Origin of the sequence: Nonomuraea jabiensis (assembly GCF_014204795.1) — a bacterium.
Taxonomy (GTDB): Bacteria; Actinomycetota; Actinomycetes; order Streptosporangiales; family Streptosporangiaceae; genus Nonomuraea; species Nonomuraea jabiensis.
Genome location: NZ_JACHMB010000001.1, coordinates 8,528,359 through 8,551,244, shown reverse-complemented (window position 1 = coordinate 8,551,244; position 22,886 = coordinate 8,528,359). Strand labels below are relative to the sequence as shown.

At 71.5% G+C, this 22,886-nt stretch carries 20 protein-coding genes; 10 read left to right on the top strand and 10 right to left on the bottom strand.

Annotation, left to right across the window (positions count from 1 at the left end; genetic code table 11):
* Nucleotides 1-27: 27 nt before the first annotated feature.
* Both dnaE and HD596_RS38985 read left to right on the top strand, forming a co-directional pair.
* Nucleotides 28-3,576: a DNA polymerase III subunit alpha gene (gene dnaE / locus HD596_RS38990; protein ID WP_376776160.1), complete on the top strand. Its 3,549-nt coding sequence runs from the start codon at nucleotides 28-30 to the stop codon at nucleotides 3,574-3,576.
* A complete protein-coding gene (locus HD596_RS38985) occupies nucleotides 3,573-3,893 on the top strand; it encodes a DUF6300 family protein (RefSeq protein WP_185074470.1) in 321 nt (106 codons plus the stop codon). Before dnaE ends, HD596_RS38985 begins: the two co-directional genes overlap by 4 nt.
* On the opposite strand, the gene HD596_RS38980 is transcribed toward HD596_RS38985, so the two are convergent.
* From HD596_RS38980 to HD596_RS38965, 4 genes are read right to left on the bottom strand one after another with little or no spacing between them, the layout of a single operon-like run.
* Nucleotides 3,894-4,283, bottom strand: a complete 390-nt coding sequence (locus tag HD596_RS38980; RefSeq protein WP_185074469.1) for a tautomerase family protein — start codon at nucleotides 4,281-4,283, stop codon at nucleotides 3,894-3,896.
* 12 nt (nucleotides 4,284-4,295) lie between these two features.
* A complete protein-coding gene (locus HD596_RS38975) occupies nucleotides 4,296-4,631 on the bottom strand; it encodes a cupin domain-containing protein (RefSeq protein ID WP_185074468.1) in 336 nt (111 codons plus the stop codon).
* 17 nt (nucleotides 4,632-4,648) lie between these two features.
* On the bottom strand, nucleotides 4,649-5,206 hold the full coding sequence (locus HD596_RS38970) for a TetR/AcrR family transcriptional regulator (protein WP_246555160.1): 558 nt from the start codon (nucleotides 5,204-5,206) through the stop codon (nucleotides 4,649-4,651).
* Nucleotides 5,207-5,248: 42 nt separating this feature from the next.
* Complete coding sequence (locus HD596_RS38965) at nucleotides 5,249-6,241, bottom strand: zinc-dependent alcohol dehydrogenase family protein (protein ID WP_185074466.1); 993 nt, start codon at nucleotides 6,239-6,241, stop codon at nucleotides 5,249-5,251.
* Between the two features lie 90 nt (nucleotides 6,242-6,331).
* Here HD596_RS38965 and HD596_RS38960 point away from each other — a divergent pair, with 90 nt between their 5' ends.
* The 4 genes from HD596_RS38960 (at nucleotide 6,332) to HD596_RS38945 (ending at nucleotide 8,770) form a co-directional block, all read left to right on the top strand.
* Nucleotides 6,332-6,664, top strand: coding sequence for an ArsR/SmtB family transcription factor (locus HD596_RS38960; RefSeq protein ID WP_185074465.1), 333 nt, complete (start codon nucleotides 6,332-6,334; stop codon nucleotides 6,662-6,664).
* Nucleotides 6,665-7,019: 355 nt separating this feature from the next.
* The gene (locus HD596_RS38955) at nucleotides 7,020-7,394 is read left to right on the top strand and encodes a hypothetical protein (protein ID WP_185074464.1); all 375 of its coding nucleotides are present in this window, start codon (nucleotides 7,020-7,022) and stop codon (nucleotides 7,392-7,394) included.
* Between the two features lie 10 nt (nucleotides 7,395-7,404).
* On the top strand, nucleotides 7,405-7,848 hold the full coding sequence (locus HD596_RS38950; RefSeq protein ID WP_185074463.1) for a peptidase inhibitor family I36 protein: 444 nt from the start codon (nucleotides 7,405-7,407) through the stop codon (nucleotides 7,846-7,848).
* A gap of 58 nt (nucleotides 7,849-7,906) precedes the next feature.
* A complete protein-coding gene (locus HD596_RS38945) occupies nucleotides 7,907-8,770 on the top strand; it encodes a hypothetical protein (RefSeq protein WP_185074462.1) in 864 nt (287 codons plus the stop codon).
* Nucleotides 8,771-8,795: 25 nt separating this feature from the next.
* On the opposite strand, the gene HD596_RS38940 is transcribed toward HD596_RS38945, so the two are convergent.
* Nucleotides 8,796-9,983, bottom strand: a complete 1,188-nt coding sequence (locus HD596_RS38940) for a PucR family transcriptional regulator (RefSeq protein ID WP_185074461.1) — start codon at nucleotides 9,981-9,983, stop codon at nucleotides 8,796-8,798.
* A 341-nt stretch (nucleotides 9,984-10,324) separates the two neighbouring features.
* Here HD596_RS38940 and HD596_RS38935 point away from each other — a divergent pair, with 341 nt between their 5' ends.
* Nucleotides 10,325-11,224, top strand: a complete 900-nt coding sequence (locus HD596_RS38935; RefSeq protein WP_185074460.1) for a hypothetical protein — start codon at nucleotides 10,325-10,327, stop codon at nucleotides 11,222-11,224.
* Between the two features lie 664 nt (nucleotides 11,225-11,888).
* On the opposite strand, the gene HD596_RS38930 is transcribed toward HD596_RS38935, so the two are convergent.
* Nucleotides 11,889-14,453, bottom strand: coding sequence for a DUF7824 domain-containing protein (locus HD596_RS38930; RefSeq protein WP_185074459.1), 2,565 nt, complete (start codon nucleotides 14,451-14,453; stop codon nucleotides 11,889-11,891).
* Between the two features lie 164 nt (nucleotides 14,454-14,617).
* On the opposite strand from HD596_RS38930, the gene HD596_RS38925 reads away from it, so the two are divergent.
* The 3 genes from HD596_RS38925 (at nucleotide 14,618) to HD596_RS38915 (ending at nucleotide 17,781) form a co-directional block, all read left to right on the top strand.
* Nucleotides 14,618-15,304, top strand: coding sequence for a TetR/AcrR family transcriptional regulator (locus tag HD596_RS38925; protein WP_185074458.1), 687 nt, complete (start codon nucleotides 14,618-14,620; stop codon nucleotides 15,302-15,304).
* Entirely contained in the window at nucleotides 15,301-16,497 is a 1,197-nt protein-coding gene (locus tag HD596_RS38920) for a cytochrome P450 (protein WP_185074457.1), read from the top strand. The genes HD596_RS38925 and HD596_RS38920 overlap by 4 nt, the downstream gene beginning before the upstream one ends.
* 138 nt (nucleotides 16,498-16,635) lie before the next feature.
* Nucleotides 16,636-17,781, top strand: coding sequence for an RNA-guided endonuclease InsQ/TnpB family protein (locus tag HD596_RS38915; RefSeq protein WP_313046049.1), 1,146 nt, complete (start codon nucleotides 16,636-16,638; stop codon nucleotides 17,779-17,781).
* Between the two features lie 524 nt (nucleotides 17,782-18,305).
* On the opposite strand, the gene HD596_RS38910 is transcribed toward HD596_RS38915, so the two are convergent.
* The 4 genes from HD596_RS38910 to HD596_RS38895 form a co-directional block, all read right to left on the bottom strand.
* Entirely contained in the window at nucleotides 18,306-19,082 is a 777-nt protein-coding gene (locus HD596_RS38910; RefSeq protein ID WP_185074456.1) for an N-acyl homoserine lactonase family protein, read from the bottom strand.
* On the bottom strand, nucleotides 19,079-20,374 hold the full coding sequence (locus HD596_RS38905) for an MFS transporter (RefSeq protein ID WP_376775970.1): 1,296 nt from the start codon (nucleotides 20,372-20,374) through the stop codon (nucleotides 19,079-19,081). Before HD596_RS38905 ends, HD596_RS38910 begins: the two co-directional genes overlap by 4 nt.
* 112 nt (nucleotides 20,375-20,486) lie before the next feature.
* On the bottom strand, nucleotides 20,487-21,134 hold the full coding sequence (locus HD596_RS38900; protein WP_185074454.1) for a TetR/AcrR family transcriptional regulator: 648 nt from the start codon (nucleotides 21,132-21,134) through the stop codon (nucleotides 20,487-20,489).
* Between the two features lie 9 nt (nucleotides 21,135-21,143).
* Nucleotides 21,144-22,886, bottom strand: a complete 1,743-nt coding sequence (locus tag HD596_RS38895) for a bifunctional sugar phosphate isomerase/epimerase/4-hydroxyphenylpyruvate dioxygenase family protein (RefSeq protein WP_185074453.1) — start codon at nucleotides 22,884-22,886, stop codon at nucleotides 21,144-21,146.

Sequence of the window (22,886 nt, the reverse complement as noted above, 5' to 3'; positions counted from 1 at the left end):
TCGCGGGTGAGCCTACAACCAGGGGGCGTGGTCTCGGTGGGATCTTTCGTGCATCTCCATGTGCATACGGAATACAGCATGCTGGACGGCGCGGCCAAGGTCGGGCTGTTGATGGATGAGGTCGCCCGGCAGGGGATGCCGGCGGTGGCGATGAGCGACCACGGGAACGTGCACGGCGCGTACGAGTTCTACCAGGCCGCGCGCAAGGCGGGGATCAAACCGATCATCGGCATCGAGAGCTACGTCGCCCCGCTCTCGCGGCGCCACCGGCAGCCGGTGTACTACAGCGACAACCTCGCGCTGCGCCGCTCCAACGACGAGACCGGCGAGGGCGGCGACGTCTCCGGGCGCGGCCTGTACACGCACATGACGATGTGGGCGACGGGGGCGCAGGGCCTGCGGAACCTGTTCCGGCTGCAGTCCCGGGCCTGGCTGGAAGGCCATGTCCAGAAATATCCGCGCATGGATGATGAATTGCTGGCCGAGTACGGTCAGGGCATCGTCGCCACGACCGGCTGCCCGTCCGGCGAGGTGCAGACCAGGCTGCGACTCGGCCAGTACGCCCAGGCCGTCGAGGCCGCCGCCCGCTACCGCGACATCTTCGGCAGGGACAACTATTTCCTGGAGCTGATGGATCACGGCCTGCCCATCGAGCGCCGGGTCCGCGACGAGCTGCTCAAGCTCGGCAAGGAGCTCGGCCTGCCGCCCCTGGCCACCAACGACTCGCACTACGTCACCGAGAGCCAGGCCCCGGCGCACGACGCGCTGCTGTGCGTGGGCACCGGCAAGCGGCTGGCCGACGCCGACCGGTTCCGGTTCGGCGGCAGCGGCTACTACGTCAAGTCCGCCGCCGAGATGCGCGCGCTGTGGGACGCCGAGGTGCCGGGGGCCTGCGACAACACGCTGCTGATCGCCGAGCGGGTCGGCGACTACGGCGAGGTGTTCGCCCACCGGGACCTGACGCCGCGCTTCCCCGTGCCCGAGGGCGAGAGCGAGGCCAGCTGGCTGCGCAAGGAGACCCTCGAGGGCGCCCGCCGCCGCTACGGCCGGCCGTCGCAGGAGGTGCTCGACCGCATCGACTACGAGCTGTCGGTCATCGAGGCCATGGGATTCCCCGGCTACTTCCTGGTGGTGGCCGACATCTGCCGCCATGCCCGGGAGCGCGGCATCGGCCTGGGCCCCGGGCGCGGCTCGGCCACCGGGTCGATCGTGGCGTACTGCACGGGGATCACCCAGCTCGACCCGATCGAGCACAAACTGATCTTCGAACGCTTCCTCAACCCCGAGCGCATCTCCATGCCGGACGTCGACCTCGACTTCGACGACCGGCGGCGCGACGAGATGATCGACTACGTCACCCGCAAGTACGGCGACGACCGCGTCTGCCAGATCGTCACCTTCGGCACCATCAAGGCCAAGGCCGCCGTCAAGGACTCCTGCCGCGTGCTGGGCCTGCCGTACGCCTTGGGCGACCGCATCACCAAGGCGTTCCCGGCGGCGGTCGGCGGCAAGGAGATCCCGCTGGCCGCCATCCACGACAAGGGCCACCCCCGGCACGGCGAGGCGGCCGAGCTGCGCCAGATGTACGAGCAGGACCCCGACGTCAAACGGGTGCTCGACACCGCGGCCGGCATCGAGGGCCTCACCCGCGGCACCGGCATCCACGCCGCGGGCGTGATCCTGTCCAGCGAGCCCCTGATCGACGTGATCCCGCTGGTCAAGCCCAAGGCCGACGGCCCGGTCGTGACCGGCTTCCCCTTCACCCAGGCCGAGGACATGGGCCTGCTGAAGATGGACTTCCTCGGCCTGCGCAACCTCACGGTGATCGGCGACGCGATCGCCAACGTCCGGGCCAACAAGGGCGTCGACATCGACATCCTCGACATCCCGCTCGACGACGCCACCACGTACCGGCTGCTGGCGCGCGGCGACACGCTCGGGGTGTTCCAGCTGGACGGCGGCGGCATGCGGGTCCTGCTGAAGCTCATGCAGCCCACCACGTTCACCGACATCGCCGCGGTGAACGCGCTCTACCGGCCCGGGCCGATGGAGATGAACGCCCACACCAACTACGCCCTGCGCAAGACCGGCAAGCAGCCGGTCGAGCCGATCCACCCCGAGCTGGAGGAGGCGCTGGAGCCCATCCTGGGCGACACCTACCACCTGGTGGTCTTCCAGGAGCAGGTCATGGCCATCGCGCAGCAGCTGGCCGGCTACTCCCTCGGCGCCGCCGACATGCTGCGCCGGGCCATGGGCAAGAAGAAGAAGGAGGTCCTGGACGCCGAATGGGACCGCTTCTCCGCCGGCATGAGCGGGCGCGGCTTCTCCGCCGAGGCGATCAAGGCGGTCTGGGATGTCCTCGTCCCCTTCAGCGGCTACGGCTTCAACAAGTCCCACACCGCCGGGTACGGCCTGGTCTCCTACTGGACCGCCTACCTCAAGGCCAACCACCCCCAGGAGTACCTCGCCGCGCTGCTCACCTCCGTCGGCGACGACAAGGACAAGATGGCCATCTATCTGTCGGACTGCCGCCGCCTGGGCATCAAAGTGCTGCCCCCGGACGTCAACGCCAGCCGGCTCGACTTCGCCGCCGTCGGGACCGACATCCGCTTCGGACTGGGCGCCGTACGCAACGTCGGGGCCGGCGTCGTGGACGCCATCGTCGCCGCCCGCGAGGCCCAGGGCCCCTACACCGACTTCAACGACTTCCTCGCCAAGGTCCCGACGGCCGTGTGCAACAAGCGCGTCATCGAGTCGCTGGCCAAGGCCGGCGCGTTCGACAGCCTGGAGCATCACCGCAAGGCCCTGGTCGCCGTCCACGAACAGGCCGTGGACGCGATCATCGACGTCAAGCGGAACGAGGCCCGCGGCCAGGACTCGCTGTTCGGGGAGCCGAGCCAGAGCGACGCCTTCTCCATCGCGATCCCCGAGGGCGAGTGGGACGGCGTCACCCTGCTGGCCTTCGAGCGCGAGATGCTCGGCCTGTACGTCTCCAGCCACCCGCTCGACGGCGCCGAACGCGTCCTGGACGCCCACCGCGACACCACCCTCGCCGACCTGCTGGCCTCGGGGCGGCAGGAGGGGGCGACCCGCATCAGCGGCATCATCTCGGGCCTGCAGCGCAAGGTCACCAAACAGGGCAGCCCGTGGGCGATCGTCACCCTCGAGGACCACGACGCCGCCATGGAGGTGCTCGTCTTCCCCAAGACCTACACGCTGTACGGCGAGGCGCTGGCCCAGGACCGCGTGATCTCCGTGCGGGGCCGGATCAACGTCCGCGACGAGACGATGAGCGTGTACGGCGAGGAGATCACCCTCCTCGACGTCTCCCGGGCGGACACCGAGCCTCCCGTGGTGATCTCGATCCAGGAGACCCAGCTGAGCCCACGGCTCGTCCAGGAGTTCAAGCACATCCTGACCACCCATCCCGGCCGCGCGCCCGTACACGTGCGCCTGCACCGCCCCGGCGCCAGGAGCGTGCTGCTGAACCTCCAGCCGTTCCGGGTCACCGCCGAACCGGCGCTCTACGGCGACGTCAAGGCGCTGCTCGGCGCGGACGCGATCGGCGGAGCGTGACCGGCGACCGGCCCTGCCCCCGCTGCCGCGCCGACAGCGTCCTCGCCGTGCTGCGCCTGCCGCACACCTGGACGAACGCGGCGGGGAACGAGGTCCGGGGCGTCAGCGAGGTCCTCCTGTGCGCCCGCTGCGACGCCGGCGATCCCGCCGCCGGACCGATCGTCACGTACTTCACCGTGTACGGATCCGTGCGGCCGGAGCACGCCACCCAGGTGGCGCGGGGGCTGCGCCACTGGGCCGAGCGGGCCCGGCCCCCGCGGCCGGACGAGAACGCGCTGGCGGACGAGACCGAAGCCTGGTACCGCGGCGAGCTGTAGTCAGCTGCCGGCGTACTGCGCCACGCCCTCGCCGAACGACCAGTCGAGCAGCGAGTTCTCGGTGACCGTGACGAACACGTTGCGCGGCTCGGTGCCCGCGTACTCCTCGGCCAGCTCGGCGATCCTGCGGTAGAGGGCCTGCTTCTGCTCGGCGGTGCGTCCCGCGCGCATGGTGACGGCCACGAACACGAGGTCGTCGTCCCGGTGGATGCCGAGGTAGCCGTCGTCGTAGCGGAACGTGCCCCGCGTGCCGTCATGGCTGGTGAGCACCTGGAACAGGTCGTCCTTCGGGATGCCGATGGCCTCCACGAGGGCGTCGTGCACGGCCCGGCCCAGGGCCTCCAGCCGCTGCCGGTCCGCGCGGAGGGCGTCGATACGGACAAAGGGCATGGGTTCCTTCTTTCACAGCGATTCGATCAGCGGCTGGTCGCCGGTGAGCAGGTAACTGGCCACGAACGTGGCCGGCTCGGTGGCCGAGAGGTTGTCGAAGCGGCGGACGGTCGCGCCCGCGGGCTCGAAGAAGGCGCTCCCGGCGCGGAGCTCCTGGGCGGGGTGCCCGTCGAGCTCGTACACGATCCGGCCGGCGGTGACGTAACCGGCGACGCCGCCGGGGTGGGTGTGCGGGCCGCTCGCCGCCCCCGGCGGCAGGGTGACCCGGTGCGTCTCCACCCGGTCGATCCGCCCGGGCCGGCCGGTCAGGTCGCCGGTCACCAGGTGCTCGCGGTTGATGGCGCTCATGGGGGTGCTCCCTTCGTTCACCGGACGTGCCCGGCGAGCAGGCCGAGGGCGCCGTCGACGGCCTGCGCGTACACCTCCGCGTCGGCGGCGGCGCGGGCCAGCACGTATCCGCCCTGCAGCACCGCGACCAGCGCGGTGGCGGTGGCCGCCGGGTCGGGCCCGGCGGCGAGCTCGCCCCCGGCCCGTGCTTCGGCGAGGACGGCGGCGAGCCGGGCCCGCAGCCAGGAGAAGGTCTCCTCGACCGGGCGGCGCAGCTCGGGATCGGCCATCACGTCCGGGTCCTGGGTCAGGCGGCCGACCGGGCAGCCCCGCAGCGCGTCGCGCTCCCGGCTCAGGTAGGCGGTGATCCGCCGGATCGGGCTGCCCGGCCCGGACAGCTCCGCCTCCGCGCGGGCGCGCATCTCCTCGGCGCTGCGGGTGATCGCGGCCAGCGCCAGGTCGGGCTTGCCACGGAAGTGGTGATACATACTGCCCTGGCCCGCCCCGGACCGCTGCTGGATCGCCTTCGGCGAGGTGCCCACGTATCCGCGCTCCCACAGCAGCTCGCGGGTGCTCTCGATCAGCTGTTCCCTCATGTCCACACCACGAGCGTACATACTAGTAGGTACAGACGGCAACTAGGTCGTGACGACGATCTTGCCGAACTGGGTGTTGGACTCCATGTGCCGGTGCGCCTGAACGATCTCCTCCAGCGGGAACAGGCGGTCCACCACCGCGCGGAAGGCCCCGGTACGCAGCCCCGAGGCGACGAACGCCGCGGCGCGGCACATCCGCCGCGGATCCCTGGTGATCTCATGCACCGTGTACGTGCGCAGGTTCAGCGCCGGCATGCCCAGGTCGAACCCCGGATAGGGCGTCGGCTGCCCGCTCTGCGCGCCCCACAGGAACAGCGTCCCGTCCGCCGCCACGGCTCTGGCCAGCTCCGTCACGCCCGGTCCGGCGACGGCGTCGAAGACGTACTCGGCGCCCCGGCCGCCGGTCAGCGCCAGGATGCGGCCCGCCACGTCCTCCTCGTCCGAGACGATCACCTCGGCCGCGCCCTCCTCGATCAGCCGCTGCCTCTTGGCATCGGTGCGGGTGACGGCGATCGGCGTGGCGCCCAGGCGGTTGGCCGTGTGGATCGCGGCCAGGCCGACGCTGCTGGAGGCCGCGTTCACCACCGCCACGTCGCCCGCCCGCATCCCGCCGACCTCCACCATCGCGCCGTAGGCCGTCAGGTAGGGCATCCACACCGCCGCGCCGGAGACCGCGTCCACCCCGTCGGGGCGCGGCACGAGCGAGCTCGCCGGCGCGATCGCCCGTTCGGCGTACATGCCGTAGTCGTTGTAGGAGAAGTTGGGCACGACGCTGACCGCCTGCCCCTCCTCGAACCCGGTCACCCCCGGGCCGACCGCCTCGATCACGCCCGCGGCCTCGGAGCCGAGCCCGGCCGGGAACCGCTTGACCGGCTCGATGTACCGGCCGCTCCGGAACAGCGCCTCCGCCCTGTTGACCCCGATCGCGTCCACCCGGATCCGCACCTCGCCCGGCCCCGGCTCGCCCGGCTCCACGTCCTCCAGCCGCATCACCTCGGGCCCGCCGACCTCGTGGAACCGCACAGTCCTCGTCATGACACCGTCCCTCTCTCCCTGTGAATGCGGCTCACTGTAGAGAGAAGTACGATCGTCGTCAAACTTCGATGTCTGTCGTACTATTGCTCCATGGGACGTACACCGCCGCACCCCGAGGTGTCGCAGTTCGGCCTCCAGCAGGTGCTGGAGGCCCTCGTCGATCCGGTACGCCGGAGCATCGTCCTGCAGCTCGACGCCGCCGGCGAGGACATCAAGTGCGGCGACTTCGACATACCGGTCAGCAAGTCCACCGCCACCCACCACTTCAACGTGCTGCGCGAGGCGGGCCTGATCCGGCAGTACTACGTCGGGACCGCACGGATGAACACCCTGCGCCGGGACGAGATGGACCAGGCGTTCCCCGGACTCCTCGCCGCCCTCACCACCCCCCAGGCCCGCGCCGCCCATCCTCTCGCCGGCTGAACCCACTACCTCCGCCACGCACCCCGCCGCCCGAGGACGCCTCCCGGGCGGTGATCGGCTTCCCCGGGGACGGTAGCTCCGACACGGCACTTCACCCCCTGTTACAAATCCAGGCAAAGCTTGACAGGAAGTTTTACGCAATATCACGAAGACGCATCCAGGGCAGTCGATCACCATAGGGGAGGCAGTTCGAATCCCCTTTTCCCTGGGAGGCACAGAAATGTCCACACGTCTTCGCGCACTTGTTTTGTCCGTCGCTCTCGCGTTATCAGTCGCCCTTATGGGAAACGCGGCCCACGCCGCTCCGGAAAGGCCGTCCGTTCCCCTCAAAGGCGGCGCCACCCAGTCGTTCACGATGACCCTCACGAGAAAGGCCGACACCCCGAAGGGCGTCAACGCGCCGGCGGACACCATTTACTGCGGCGGTTATCTCAGCATCCCGTACGTCAACACCCTGTACAACGACGTACGTACCGAGATCGAGGTGCAGTGCACCGCCGTCGTCGACTCGATCGACCTGTACCTCAACCTCTACAAGGACGGGTCCACCACCACGACCACCAAGCGCTACAACCCGGCCAACTACGGGATCCACTACTCCAGCGCGCCCTGCCAGGGCACCACGAACACGTACTTCGCCGGCGGCACCGCCGTGTTCACCAAGGCCGGCTACGCCGGGTCCCCACTGGTCATGAACGGCACCACCCCCCAAGTCACCCTCGCCTGCTGAGAGGATCACGATGCGACGCGCCGTCATCGGAATGCTCCTGACGTTCTGCACCCTCGCCCTGTTCTCCCTCCCGGCGAAAGCGGCGCCGGAGCCGTCCTACTTCGAAAAGTCCAAAGTTTCCACCGAACTCCAGAAGCCGGCCATCTCCGGGACCATGGAGGACGGCGTCTGCAATTGGTACGACCTGTGCGTCTGGGAAAACCAGAACCTGACCGGCCGCATGGCGGACTTCACGTACATGGACACGACCGGGCACCCTGACTGGTCCGCCAGCACAGCAAACGGATTCATCGCCAACAATGACGAGTCCGCCATCAACGCGCACCTGTTCCTGAACGCTTACATCTGCACCAACACCTACCAGTCCGGCCAGTGCGGACAACTCATACCGGGCGGTTACGGTAACACCGCGCCCACGTTCGCGAACAATTCCGAATCGCACTACTGGAACTGACCCCGTTCCCGGCGGCCGCGGGCACGTGCCCGCGGCCGCCGCCCTGCTGGGAGACACCATGCGCCCCCACCTCGCCGCCCTGCTGGCAGCCGCCACGGCCCTCACCGCATCGTGCGCCCAGGCCCGCCCGAGCGACACCATCGCTCCGGACGGCGCCGCCCTTCGCCTCCCGCTGGACGACTACCAGCATTCCCCCACCCAGATCCTCACGGTGACCAACGCCTACCGCGTCCTCCTCATCCGCTGCGCGCGGCGCCACGGCCGGGCCCTTCCCATCACTTCCTCCCCCCGCCCCCTGGTCGGCCCCCGAACGTGGATGGAACGCCGCTACGGCCTCACCGACGCGGCCGACGCCGCCTCCTACGGCTACGGCCTCGGTCCCCGCGACCCGGCCCGGCACCCGCCCGAGACCCCGGACCTGGACCCCGCCACCATCGCCGTCATCACCGGCACCGGTGACCAGGCCCCGCCGGGCGGCTGCCAGGAGCAGGCGCGCAAGGCCCTCGCCATGGCTCCCGCGGACGCCGACCCTTCGCTTCCCCAGCACCTGTCCATGCTCAGCTTCCAGCGCTCCCGCGCCGATCGCCGCGTCCAAGCCGCCGTCAAGGAGTGGTCGGCCTGCATGCGTGCCGCCGGCCACTCCTACGCCACCCCCTTCGACCCCATAGCCGACCCGGCCTTCCGCGACGGAACGTCCGAGAGGGAGCTCGCGACCACCCGGACCGACCTCGCCTGCAAGAAACGGACCAACCTGGTGGGCGTCTGGCTCTCCGTCGAAAGCGCCTACCAGCGCACGATGATCGACCGGAACGCCGCCGCCCTCCAGCGAGCCAGGCGGGCGAACCAGACCACCCTGCGTCTCGCCCAGGAGACGCTCGCCGCCGAGATGCGGGTCCCGAGCAGCGGTTCCCCGGCCGATTGACAGCGTGAACGGGCCCGCGCCGACGTCAGGGCCGGCTGTCCCAGGCCTCCGCGAGGATGCGGGTGACGGCGGTGCTCAGCACCCGTACGCCGCGGGTTGAGCCGGGCTCGATCCCGACCAGCTCGCGAACCCGTCTGAGCCGGTAGTCGAGGGTGCGGGGGTGCACGCGAAGCGCTATCGCGGTGGACATCCGGTTCATGTCGTTGCGGTAGTAGGCGTCGAGCGTAGCCACCAGGTCGGGACCGCTCGCCAGCCGCCCCGTCAGCTCGCGCAGCCACTGGTCGACCTGCGGCATCTGGGCCGCCCCCAACTCCGCGAACACGTCGGCCACGCTGTACACCTGGCGGGGGACGCTCTCCACGGGTGCCGCCTCGCAGACCTTGCGGGCCAGCGAGAGCGCGTCCGCCAGCGCGTGCGCCCGGCCCGGGGCCACGCCGGCCGAACAGGGCCCGGACAGCTCGGCGAAGTCGCGGATCAGGGACAGCGCCTGGGAGCGCGCCGCCGCCTGCCCGTCGATCGGGTCGTCGCCGCCGCACGGCACCAGCGCCGCGAACTCATCCGGCCTGTGCCAGGTCAGCGGGAAGCGGTGGCGGGTCAGCAGCGTCTTGACGACCTCGTCGCGCCGCAGGTTGTCGTGCCGGCCGCCGGGGATCCGGGCGATCGTCACCAGGTAGTGGTCCTGCATCGGCAGGTCGAGTTCGCAGGCCAATTGGGGCGCGGCGAGGTCGTCGGAGAGGAGCATCCGGGCGAGCATCTGGATCCTGGCCACGGCAGGCAGGAAGCGCTCCTGGCCTTTGAGGTATCCGCGCGTGTAGGCGTTCTGCGCGGTGAGGCCGTGGTGGGCGATCCACCCGAGGATGCGCATGACGTCGCCGAGGTCGTTGGGGCCCGCCGCCTCGTGGATCTCGCGCAGCGTGAGATTGGCGTGCAGCAGCAGAACCTGCCGCTGGGATGCCAGCGAGACGCCCACCTCGCCCCGCGCCGCGCCGACCGAGGCCATGTACGCCTCGTCCTGCCCGGTGTACGGCTGGTCCTCCGCGGCCAGCTCGATGGTGCGGTGCCGCAGAATCACCGCGAAGTCCAGCATCGCGGCGGACCCCCGGGCCTCAGCGGCCAGGCTGCGGTAATCCGCGAGCTCGCGGGTGTACACCTCGACCGCACGCCGGGCATTGGCATCCAGGCTGCTGCGTAAGGTCCGGAACAGGTTGCCCAAATCGGATCTCCTTCGCATCCGGCCGCCATCCGCGCCGTTCCATCGGGCGCCCGCGCGTACGGCACCACAAGCTGAGCCACCGAGGCCGGGATCACGTTCGGGGTGAAGGCGTGCACCCCGACGAGCACGAGCTGGGTGTCGGCCGCCGGCGCTGATCTTCTTGCGGTGGTGCCATTGAGCGCTCCCTTGCGATCGTCATCCTGTCGCGGGATGTGCTCAACCGATGCTGCGCGGGATGCGGGCGCGGGAAAACTGCCCCCGGAGGAACAATTGCGGGCGGACGCGATCACCGCGATGGTGGTCCCGGGCACCCCGCTCAATCCCGTTCCCCACCGGAGAGGGTGACCGGCAACTACGCGATCGCCCCCGACGGCACGGGCCTCGGCGTCCCGTACGCCTACAGCGGCCGGTCGCTGGTCACCCTCGCTACCGCCGTCGCCGCTCACCACGGCATCTCCCCCGCCCTGGTCACCCAGCTCCACGCCCTCGTCGAGGGGCTGGACGCCCGATCCGCCCCGGCGGGGGCACTACGCGACTACGGCGACCAGTACAACCTGCTGGAGATGCGCAGCAGCGGCTGGGAGCACGTGGTCGCCAGCCCCAACGCCGAACGCGCCTGGTGCCTCGACCGGCTGGCCGAGCTGTCCGAGGTGTCCGGCGCGCGGCTGCCGGTCGGCGACCTGCGCTCCCGTGCCCGCACCATCAGAAACGCGATCGCCCGGGAGCTGTGGGACGAGCACGAGGGATGCTTCCGCTGCCGCTACCCCGACGGACACACCGAGCTCGTCCGGCACGTCCAGGCGTTCGACGCGACGCGCAACGGCAGACGGCTGCTCTGGATTGCGCGGCACTTCCCGTACTTCCCCCAGGACCACTACTGCGACCGCCCGGCGGCGGCGCCCTCGGGCCGGCGGGTCAACATCGTCGCCGGGCTGGCCGGCGCGGAGGCGATCCTGACCGGCGCGGCGGGCGTGCGGCGCCCGGCCCTTCGAGGGGTTTCCCTCCCTCAGAAGCCGATGAGCTCCGGCGCCTGCGCGACGGGGCCGAGGACGGCGCGCAGGGCGGTGCGCAGTTCGGCGATCGTCTCCGGCGGCAGTTCGAGGCGGGCCTCGAAGGTGGTCTCGGTGCCCAGGGCGTCGGCGGCCTCGGGGGTCAGCTCGAACCGGAGCGCCGCCCCGTCCAGGGTGATGGAGCGCATGCCCGCGTCGGTGCCGCGGAAGCCGTGCCGGGCCACCATGTAGACCTCCTCGTAGCTCATCACGTAGAGGTGCTCGGACTCGTCGTCGCCGGCCGACTCCGCCAGGAAGACCGCGCGCTGGCGGTGCTCGTCGCTGTGGCCGAAGTCGCGGCAGGTCATGCCCGCGGCCGGGACGTAGGCGACGTCCCCGTGGATCGGCGGCGGCGGACGGCGGTCGGAGCGGTCGTCGCCCCACCAGTCGTGGTGTGCGCCGTACGTCGTGGGCATGCCGATCGGCGCGGCGGTCGGAAGCGCGGCCAGCAGCCAGCCGGGCGGCTCCGTGCGGGGGAACGTGGTCAGCTCCGCCAGCGCCGCCGGCGCGGGCACGTCCTCGAACGGCGCCACGGAGGAGTCGACGCGGCAGGTGTAGCCCCGGCTGCCGGACGACAACGTCAGCTCGCAGGTGAACCAGGTGCCGGAATCGGCCTTGTAGGAGAGCTCGCGCAGGCGCTGGAACGGCTCGTCCAGCCCCTCGGCGGCGATCTCGCGGCCGTCGCGGGTGAGCGTGGTCCGCGCGTACGGGCCGACCTGGGCGCGGCGGACCTCCAGCCGCGCCCAGCCCGGCTCGGCGGCGGCGCGGGCGAGGTCGCCGAGCTCCAACCGCAGGGCGTGGCCCTCGTCGTGCCGGGTGCGCCAGTGTCCGGTCTTTCGGGATCGTCTGGCCATGGTCATCCTTCCTGGCCGTCGTCGCCGGTGAGCAGGTCGTGCAGCCGGCGGATCTCGCGCAGCAGGCCGCTGCCGCCCCTGCGGGCCGCCATGGCGCGTACCTCGGGGATCTCGCCGCGCGCCCCGGACCACTCGGCCGCCGCGGCGGCGAGGGCGACGAAGGCGGCCAGGCCGTTGCGGGGGCGCTCGCCCGGCGCGGGCAGCAGGGTGGGCAGGGCGGTGGCGGCGATCCGCCACACGTGCGCGTGGGCGCCGCGCCGGGCCGCGGCCTCCAGCCCGGCGATCATGTCGATCATCCGGACCTCGCCGCCGGCCACGAGGAGCCCGGTCTGGCGGCCGACCTCCGCCGCGGGCAGCTCGTCCCGCGCGGCGGTCTCCAGCAGGACGTCGACCGACTCGGGCAGCCGCGGGTCGCCCAGGACCCGGGCGAGGACGACCGCGAACGCCGTCCCGACCGGCCCCTCGGCGCGGGCGAGCTCGCGGGCCTGCTCCGGCCCGACGGTGTCCTCCACCCAGTAGCGCCTGAGCACGTGGGACGTGAGGTACGCGGCGGCGACCTCGCGGTGGGAGGGCAGCATCGAGGGCCACCACGCCCGGTGCTCGGCGTCGCCGGAGTGCTCCGGGACGCTGAGCATCAGGTCGACCAGCGGCAGCCCGGTGGGGGCGGCGGTGGCCGAGGGCACCAGGCGTACGTCGTGGTGGTGGCTCCGATCGTGCCAGTCGTGGTCTTCGCCTCCGTGGCTGCACCTCCACTCGAGCTCGATCGCGACCTCCGGGCAGGTCCACGCGGCGACGATGCGGCCCGCGCCGGACGTCAGGCGCGCGGCCCGCCGCATGGCCTCGGGATCCGGGGTGCGCGGCAGGCGCAGCAGCGCCTGCTGGAGGTCGGCGGCCAGCGGCTTGGCCCCGGCCGCCTCGATCACCTCCAGCCGCCGGACGAGCTCGGCCGCCGCCACGTGCCCGGTGCTGTGCGTGGGCGTGGCCAGCAGCAGCGGCGGGAGGGTGTCCTCCTCGACGGCCCGCAGGATCTCGGCCGCGCGATGCAGCAGCAGCCGGAGCGGGGCGGCCAACCGGGACTTCGGCATGTAGCGCAGCCAGGCGCGCTGGGCGGCCGCGGTTCCGGTCAGGGAACGCGTGGCGCCCTCGAACCACTGGTCGACCTGATCCCAGCTCTCCAGGTGGTACGTCCAGTGCGGCCCGCCGATCAGCCGGGGGCGCAGCTCCGCCACCACACCCGCCCGGTCGCGGGCGGCGAGCGCGACGAACCCGGCCAGCCGCCGTTCCCAGGCCTGCCAGGAGCGGGTCCCGTCCCTCACCAGCTCCTCGACGGACTCGATCGGCGGTGCGAAGGCGACGGCGCGTTCGGGCGCCGCGGGCAGCGGCGGGGGCACGAACGCGGGCTCGGCCTCGGCGACGCTGCCGCCCGCGAAGGCGGTGGCGGCCCGCCGGCCGAGGTGGGGCGGGAGCAGCTCGATCGCCTCGCGTAGGGTGGCGCGCCCCTCCTCGGTCATGCGGGCGGCGTGGGCGACGGCCAGCTCGACGGCCTTCTCCTGCAGCTCGGCCGAGTCGGCGGCGAACGCGCTGGCCAGCGGCGCGGCGATCAGGCCGGCGAGCTCGGGCGCACGCCGCACGGAACGGTCGAGCCACGACATCCCGGCCCGCACCAGCTTGCGCTCGGGGCGGAACAGCAGCGACTCCCACGCCTCGGCCAGGTCGTCGGCGCCGAGCTCGCCGCAGGCGCGCAAGCGCTTCACGGCCAGCTCGGCGACCGGGCCCGGGGAGGCAGGCAGCAGGCGCAGGTAGTCGCGGGCGCGGGCGGCCGCCTCGGCGGGCGAGGGATCCAGCGCCTCGTGCAGGCGTACGAAGAACCGCAGGTCGATGGCCGTGCCGCCGAGCAGGAAGCGGCGCACGCAGCCGTCGATCAGCGACTCGCGCTTCGCCCGGCCCGACTCGGCCGCCCGCAGCAGCGCCCCCAGCCAGCCCCGCTGCGGCTGCTTCTCCCACTGGAGCGCCCGGCCCACGCCCTGCGCCTCGAACAGGCGCGGCAGCAGGTGGTCGAGCAGCGGGTCGTCGGACAGGGACCGCGGCGGCTCACGGCTCACCCAGCCGGCCACCAGCGGTTCGTGCGGCGGCGGCTCGATGCCGGTCTCGCGGAGCAGGGCCAGGGCGAGCTCCATGCCGCGGTCGTCGGGTACGCGCATGCGCAGCACCAGCCGCTCGGCCAGATCGGCGCGCCAGGCGGCGGGCCGGTCGGCGAGCACCGCGAGGACGAGGGCGACGTCGGTGTCGGGGCCGTCCCACTGCGGCGCGAAGTCGCGCCGGTAGAGCCAGGACGCCACGGCCGCCGCCCCGCCGAAGGTGCCCGCGCCCGCCACCCGCAAGGCGCTGCCGTAGTCGACCAGGCCGTCGTCCCACCGGTCGAACCGGCCGCGCAGCTCCTTCAGCAGCTCCGGTAATCGGGCGGCGACCTCCTTGCGCCCCTGCTCGTCCAGCGCCTTGACCCGCTCGGCGAGCCGGTCGGCCCGGCGGGCCACGATCAGCTTCTCGATCTCTCCCCAGTGATCCACAGCGGGGACATTAACCAGCGCCGCCGACACTTTCGGCCAGAGTATTAAATCAGTCGCTTGACTTACCTACCCGCACCTGATTGGCTGACAGGAGGGGGCCGACTCGGGGAGGTCATGGTGAGTCAAGGATGCGGTGAGAGCCGAATCTCCGGGCCGGGGCGGCTATGACGGTGCGGGCTGAGCGGGCCGGCGCGACCCGCGAGCAGATCCTGACGGCGGCCGAGCGGCTGTTCGCCGAGCACGGGGTGTTCGCCGTGTCCAACCGGCAGGTCAGCGAGGCCGCCGGGCAGGGCAACAACGCCGCCGTCGGCTACCACTTCGGCACGAAAACCGACCTCGTACGCGCCATCGTGCGCAAGCACACCGAGCGGATCGAGCGCATCCGCCGCCGCATGCTGGCCGAGACCGCCGGGTCCGGCGAGGTACGCGACTGGGTGGCGTGCCTGGTGCGCCCGGTCACCGAGCATCTGGACGAGATGGGCAACCCCACGTGGTTCGCCCGGTTCGGCGCGCAGGTGATGACCGACCCCGTCCTGCGCGACATCATGATCGACACCGCGCTGACCTCCCCCGCGCTCGTCGAGATCCTCGGCGAGCTGAGACGGTGCCTGCCCGAGCTGCCGCCCGAGGTGCGGGCCGAGCGCAGGGACATGACGAGCCACCTCATGGCGCACGTGTGCGCCGAGCGCGAACGCGCGCTGGCCGAGGACACGCCCACGCCCCGTGCCAGCTGGCACGACGCGGCGACCGGGCTGATCGACGCGACCGTCGGACTGTGGACAGCACCTGTCACAGCACCCATCATGGGGCCCGGCGGCCGGACCACCTCACGCAAAGGAAGCCGGCGATGACCGAGATCCACGAGTTTCCCATGGCCAGAGCGGCGGGCTGCCCGTTCGACCCGCCGCCGCCCCTGCGCACCCTGCAGGAGGAGGGGCCGCTGGCCAAGGTCAGGCTGTGGGACGGCAGCACCCCGTGGCTGGTGACCAGGTACGCCGAGCAGCGGGCGCTGCTGGCCGACCCCAGGGTCAGCGCCGACGTCACCCGCCCCGGCTACCCGATCCAGGCGCCCCGCATCGGCGCCGGCGGCACGATCAGCTTCATCATGATGGACGACCCCGAGCACGCCCGGCTGCGGCGGATGGTGCAGGCCCAGTTCACCGTCAGGCGGACGGAGTCCCTGCGCCCGGCCGTGCAGAAGATCGTCGACGACCTGATCGACGAGCTGCTGGCCGGCCCGAACCCGGTGGACCTGGTGGAGGCGTTCGCCCTGCCGGTGCCCTCGCTGGTGATCTGCGCGCTGCTCGGCGTGCCGTACGCCGACCACGACTTCTTCCAGGAGAACAGCAAGACGGTTATCAGGCGCAGCGCGACGCCCGAGGAGCGGGCCGCCGCCAGTGCGAGGCTGTTCGAGTACCTGGACTCCCTGATGGGCGAGAAGCTCGCCGACCCGGCGGACGATCTGCTGTCGAAGCTGGCCGAGCGGGTCAGGGCCGGCGAGCTGACCCGGCGTGAGGCCGCCCAGATGGGCGTGCTGCTGCTGATCGCCGGGCACGAGACCACCGCCAACATGATCGCCCTCGGCACGCTCGCCCTCCTACGGCACCCAGGCCAGCTAGCCCTGCTGCGCCACAACGACGACCCGCGGCTGGTCGCCAGCGCGGTGGAGGAGCTGCTGCGCTACCTCAACATCACCCACAGCGGCCGCCGCCGGGTCGCGCTGGCGGACATCGAGATCGGCGGCCAGGTCATCCGCGCGGGCGAGGGCATGATCATGGCCAACGACATCGCCAACCGCGACCCCTCGATCTTCCCCGACCCCGACGAGCTGGACATCCGCCGCGACGCCCGCCGTCACGTGGCCTTCGGCTTCGGCGTCCACCAGTGCCTGGGCCAGCCGCTGGCGCGGATGGAGCTGCAGGTCGCCTACAGCACGCTGTACCGGCGCGTCCCGACCCTGCGCCTGGCGGCGGAGCTGGAGCAGATCCCCTTCAAGCACGACGGCCAGGTCTACGGCGTCTACGAGCTCCCCGTCACCTGGTGACCCGCCGGCACCCGCTCAGCGGCAGAAGGGCGCCATGCCCATGACGGACTTCACGCCGCCGAGCAGGTGCCGGACGAAGTGCTTGTCCTTCCGGGTTTGTCGGTGCCGGCCGATATCGTGGTGGTCTCGTTACCAAGCGTGTTCAAGTTTTTCCTGTGCTCCACCGCAAAGCAGGCCGCCGCACTGGCCGCCTGCCTGGAAGAGCACCGCACGCTGTACAACGCGGCTCTCGAACACCGCCGTACGGCCTACCGTAAAGCCGGGGTGGCGGTGCGTTACGGCGAGCAGTCGGCCGATCTGAAGCACATCCGCGCCGACGACCCCGGCGGTCAGGGCCGGTGGTCGTTCTCCTCCCAGCAGGCCACCCTGCGCAGGCTGGACAAGGCGTACCGGGCGTTCTTCGACCGCGTCAAAGCAGGCCGCACGCCAGGATTCCCGCGTTTCAAGGGCCGGGGCTCGTTCGACACCGTCGAGTGGCCCAAGGACGGCGACGGCTGCCGGTGGCACTCCCAACCCGAGCACCCGACAGCGACCTACGTCCGTCTGCAGGGCATCGGGCATGTGCGGGTCCACCAGCACCGCCGGGTGCTCGGCACCGTCAAGACGATCAGCGTCAAGCGGGAAGGCGCCCGCTGGTTCGTCGTGCTGTCGTGCGATGAGGTGCCCGCACACCCCCTTCCCGCCACGGGCGCGGTCGCGGGTATTGACATGGGTGTCGCCTGGCTGGCCACGACCAGCGACGGCGACCACCTCGACAACCAGCGCCACCTCGCCACCTCCGCGAGCCGTCTGGCAGCAGCCCAGCGGGACCTCGCCGGTAAGAAACGAGGATCCACGCGGCGCAGGAAGGCCGTCGCACGGGTGGCGGCCCTGCACGCCAAGGTGCGGCGGCAACGCCTCGACTCGGCGCACAAGGCCGCGCTCGCGCTGGTTCGCGGCTACGACGTGATCGTGCATGAAGCGCTGAACGTGGCGGGCATGACCCGGCGTGCCGCGCCGAAACCGGACGGCGAAGGCGGCTACCTGCCCAACGGCCAGTCGGCTAAATCCGGGCTGAACAAGAGCATTCTCGACGCGGGCTGGTCGGCGTTCTTGACGATCCTGTCGCACAAGGCTGAAAGCGCCGGTCGACAGCTGATCGCGGTGAACCCGGCCAACACCTCCCGTACGTGCTCGCGCTGCGGGCACTGCGCGAAGGACAACCGCGTCAGCCAGGCCGTCTTCCGATGTACGGGGTGCTGGCACGAGGCGCACGCCGACGTGAACGCGCGATCAACATCTTGAGGGCAGGGCTTGCCCTTCGTGAGGCTGTGCAAGCGGCTTAGCGAGAAGCCGCTCCCTTCAGGGAGCGGAGGAGTCACGAACGCAATCCACGACACCGGCTGCCTGGTCGCCGGCCAGTGGCTCACCGAAGGACCGCGGGCCGGCGATCCGCTTCGGCGGGCACGACCTGCTGCGCGCGCCCATGCACACCCTGGTGCGGCACGGCATCGGCTACGTGCCCGAGGGGCGGCACGACTTCCCCGGCCTGAGCGTCGAGAAGAACCTCCTGCTCGGGGCCTACACCCAGAGCTGGAAGCGCACGCCTCGGCCGAGCTCCGCGACGACCCGCAGGTCCGCCGCATCTACCTCGGCCTGTGACCCCGCCTGCCCGCCGCCGCCACCCGGGGCCGCCGCTCCAAAGGCACAGCTCCGCCCCACGCGCCGCCTTCAGCGACGCGGCGTAGCGAGCGCGGCTAGGCGCTGTCGGCGTGCTCGCGGGCGGGGTCCGGGGGCCGTAAGCCGCCGCGCCGCGAGCGGGGGGCGGGTCAGCCGGTGATCTCCGCGATGTCCGGCTCCAGCAGGGGGAAGCGCTTGAGCACCTCCGGGTCGTGGCCGGCGACCACCAGGTGGGGCCCGTCGGCCAGCTCCTTGATCCGGTCGAAGGCGCCGTACATGCCGGTCATGCTGTGCAGGATCGGGAACGGCCGGTCGCCCTCGATGTTCTCGTAGAAGTGGCTCGCGTCGGAGGCCAGCACGACGTGCCCGCGGGCGGTGCGCACGCGTACCACCTGCATGCCCGCCGTGTGGCCGCCCACCAGGTGCACGCTCAGGCCGGGCACCACGGTCGCGTCGCCGTCGGGCAGGGACACGCGGCCGTCCCGGCGGGCGGCCTGGAGGTGGGCGAGGTCGTCGTCGTTCAGCAGCCAGCGCTCGCCCGTGACGCGCTCGGCCCACGGCCCCGTCCAGTAGTCCAGTTCGGCCTGCTGCAGGACGTAGCGGGCGGAGGTGAACTCCCTGGCGGTGCCGGTGTGGTCGTAGTGCAGGTGGGTCAGCACCACGTGATCGACGGTGCCCGCCGCCACGTCCAGCCGGGCCAGCGCCTCCACCGGCGAGGCCAGGTAGCGCAGGCCCGCGGCCCGCTCGGCGCGGGCCCGGCCGATGCCGGTGTCGATGACGACCGTGTGCTCGTCGTTGACGGCCAGCCAGACGTAGTAGGCGGTGGGGTGCGGCTCGGCTCCCCGGGTGTCGTAGCCGTGGAAGTGCTCGCCACGCCGGGCGTCGCGCTCGGCGTAGCGCAGGGCGTACACGCGGAAACCGGTCACACCCGCACCGGTCCCTTGAGCCCGAGCTGCTCGGTGGGGACGCGGTAGGTCTCCCGGGCCGTGGCCACGGCGGCCACGTTGACCAGGCACAGGACGGCGGTGATGACCGACACGCCGAGCCAGCTGTCCGGGCCGGTGCCCGCCAGCGCCGTGGCCAGGGTCGGCGCGAAGCCGGCGATCGCGAAGCCGAGCTGGGTGCCGATCGCCATGCCCGACAGGCGGACCCTGGTGGTGAACATCTCGCCGTAGAACGACGGCCAGACGCCGCTGGTAGCGCTGTGCACGACGCCGAACATCAGGATGCCCACGACGAAGATCAGGGCGTAGCCGCCGGTGGAGATCGACCACAGGTAGGCGAACATCAGCACCGCGCACCCCAGCGAGCCGCCGATGAAGACGGGCTTGCGGCCGATCCGGTCCGACAGCCGCCCCCACAGCGGGATTGTGATCACGGCGGCGACGTTGGCCAGCACGCCCACCCACAGCATGGGGCCGCGTTCCAGGTGCATGGTGTTGACGGCGTACGACAGGGCGTGGACGGTGAAGATCGTGCTCACCGAGGCGATGACCGCGGCCACGACCACGCGCAGCACGTCCCGCCACTGCTCGCGGAAGAGCACGGCCAGGGGCATCTTGGCCACGTTGTCGGTGGCGACCTCCTGCTCGAAGGCGGGCGTCTCCTCCAGCGTGCGGCGGATGACCAGCCCGACCGCGGCCACCCCGATGCTCAGCCAGAACGGCACCCGCCAGCCCCAGGTCAGCAGCTGGTCCTCGGGCAGCGCGGCGATCGGCAGGAAGATCGCGGTGGCGATGATCTGCCCGGCCTGGGTGCCGTTGAGCGTGAAGCTGGTGTAGTAGGCCCGGCGGTTCTCGGGGGCGTGTTCGAGCGTCATCGAGTTGGCGCCGGCCTGCTCGCCGGAGACGGAGAAGCCCTGGAGCAGGCGCAGCACCACGAGCAGGACCGGGGCGAGCACTCCGACCTGGTCGTAGGTGGGCAGGCAGCCCACCAGGAACGTCGAGGCGCCCATCATGACCAGGGTGCTGACCAGGACCTTCTTGCGGCCGAACCTGTCGCCCACGTGCCCGAGCACGAACGCGCCGACCGGCCTGGCCAGGTAGCCGACGCCGAAGGTGGCCAGGGCCAGGAGCGTGCCCGTGGCGGGGGAGCTGGACGGAAAGAAGATCTTGCTGAAGACCAGCGCGGCCGCGGTGCCGTAGATGAAGAAGTCGTAGTACTCCAAGGCACTACCGATCCAGGCAGCTATAGCCGCTTTGCGAGGTTTGCCCTGCACCGTCACGATTATGCTCCTCACGGGGGGATGGCGTAGCGCAGTGGCAGGAAACTAACTCACCGGTTCGTACATTACAAGGGCGTTACCAGACGGTTACCTGCACGACGGTGGGTCAGGCCTGACCGCGGAGGTAGGCGACGACCATCTCGCCCACCATCCGCCGCAGCCGGTCGCGGTGCTCCGGCGCCGTCATGTCGCGCCCGAACAGCGCCCCGAACGTGTGCTGGTTGGCCACCCGGAAGAAGCAGAACGAGCTGATCATCATGTGCACGTCGATCGCGTCGGCGTCGGTCACGAACTCGCCCGAGGCCTGCCCCGCGTCCAGGATGCGCGAGATGACGTCGAGCACCGGCGTGCCGAGGTTGGCCAGCACCTCCGACTTGCGGATGTGCTCGGCCTGGTGGACGTTCTCGATGGCGACGAGCTTGATGAAGTCGCGGTGCAGGTCGTGGTGGTCGAAGGTCAGCTCCGCCAGGGTGCGGATCGCCTCCACCGGGGCCAGGTGCTCGACGTCGATCGTCCGCTCCATCGCCCGGACCTCGGTGTAGGCCTTCTCCAGGACCGCGATGTAGAGGCGCTCCTTGCTGCCGAAGTAGTAGTAGATCATGCGCTTGGTCGTGCGCATGCGCTCGGCGATCTCGTCCACGCGCGCGCCCGCGTACCCGTGCCGGGCGAACTCCTGCTGGGCGACCTTGAGGATCTCCGCCTTGGTGCGCTCGGCGTCCCGCTGGCGTTCGGAGGCGACGGGTTGCGTGGTCATTCGGTCATCTTAGTGAGGTCGGGCGTGCTGCACGGAGAGCCGGATCGGGGCGTTCCCTGCGCCGTACCCCTGGTAGCCGCCCGCGCGCTGGACGAGCTCGAAGAAGACGCGGCCCACGGTGACGGTGTACAGGTGCAGGAACTCGCCGTGGGCGTCCCGGTCGTACAGCACGCCCAGCTCCCTGAGCTCGGGGTCGACGTTGTCGTAGCGGGCCTCCAGGTCGTCGTAGTAGTTGGCGGGGATGGGCAGCAGCAGCTCCGGGTGCCCGGCCCGCAGGCGGCGGGCCACGGCCACGACGTCGTCGCAGGCGAGCGCGACGTGCTGCCACGGCAGGTCCCTGGTGCCGACCTGGGCGAGGTTGATGACCATCCGGACCGCGCCCTCGGCGGCCGACATCGCCTTGCTGCGCAGCAGCCCGTACGGGTCGGGCAGTTCCAGGCTCTCCTGGGGCCGCAGGCCGAGCACGGTGCGGTAGAACAGCTCGGCCTCGTCGAAATAGTGGACCGGCTGGGTGAGGGCCACGTGGTCGATGCGGGTGATCTCGCCGGCGACCGGCCCCGAGGGACGGAAGTCGTCGAGCCAGTCCGTGCCGCAGAAGAAGATCTCGGTGCCGTCGGGGGCGGCGACGGCGTCCAGGCGCGCCTCCCTGGGCGCGCGCTCGCGCGGCAGGACCGGCGACAGCAGCGACTCGGCGTGCTTGACCGCCGCGCCGGGGTCGGGGCTGTCGAGCCCGATGGCGACCAGCGCGGGATCCCCGCCGGTGGCGTTCAGCAGCAGCCGCGCCCCGCCCTGCTCCCACAGCTCGACGGGTTTGGTGGGATGCGTCCCGGTACGTTGGAAGCCGAGCGCGGCCAGCACCCCGCCGAGCGCCCCCGCGTCCTCGAGCTCTGGGTGGGCCAGCTCGGCGAAGGCGAACCCGGTGGGGACGGCCGGGTGGGCGGCCCCGTACAGGGTGTCCTCCAGGGCGATGAGCGAGCGCATGCCGTCGCGGGCCGTGCGGGCGGTGCCGGCCTGGCGGAAGTGGTCGTTGAACACCTCCAGCGAGAGCGGGCCGGTGTATCCGGCGGCGAGGACGTGCCGGACCAGCCCCGCCACGTCGAAGTTGCCCTGGCCGGGGAAGCAGCGGTAGTGGCGGCTCCACTGCAGCACGTCCATGGCCAGCAGCGGCGCGTCGGCGAGCTGGAGAAAGAAGATCTTCTCGCCGGGGATCGCCTCGATGCCGATCGGGTCGGAGCCGCGCGAGAGGATGTGGAAGCTGTCCAGGCAGGTGCCCAGGTTCGGGTGGTCGGCCAGGCGCACCAGGCGCCAGGCGTGCAGATACTCGTTGACGTGCCGGCCCCAGGCCAGCGCCTCGTACGCGATGCGGATCCCGTGCTCGGCGGCCCGTTCGGCGAGCAGCCGCAGCTGTGAGGCGGCCAGCTCGTCGTCGCCGATCGCCTCGGGCGAGACGTTGGAGCAGACCAGCAGCAGGTCGGCGCCCAGCCGCTCCATGGTCCGGAACTTGTGCTCGGCGCGGCGCAGGTTGCGGGCCAGCAGGTCGGCGGGCACGGCCTCGAAGTCGCGGAAGGGCTGGTAGAGGTCGATGGAGAGGCCCAGGTCGGCGGCGCGGGCCCGGATCTCCTCGGGCGGCAGCGGGCAGACCAGCAGGTCGTTCTCGAAGATCTCCACGCCGTCGAACCCGGCGGCGGCGATGGCGTCCAGCTTCTCGGTCAGCGTGCCGCTCACCGACACGGTGGCGATGGACTTGCGCAT